We start from the raw sequence: 209 nt of genomic DNA on the forward strand, positions 1-209 counted from the left end.
CTGGAAATTTTCTCCATCGACTAGTACCTGCACTTTTTTGCCAGAAAGACATAACAGGCACCTGGCTCGCTCCCGTCCCTACTCCCCGTTTCGCCGCCTCCCCCAAACCAAGGTTTGCGAGAGCCGTAGAAACCGCCCCGGCACCGTCGGCCTTGATATCCGCGAAGGGGTTTTGGCGGCTGAGATATTGGTTACCAAAACCTGAAGCA

1 pseudogene is annotated in these 209 nt (G+C 55.5%); it reads right to left on the reverse strand.

From position 1 onward, the window contains the following. Window positions 1-209 (reverse strand): annotated as a pseudogene (locus WFN87_RS24115) (gp53-like domain-containing protein); the annotation flags it as partial.

Origin of the sequence: Cedecea sp. AS113 (assembly GCF_037152415.1) — a bacterium.
GTDB lineage: Bacteria > Pseudomonadota > Gammaproteobacteria > Enterobacterales > Enterobacteriaceae > Cedecea.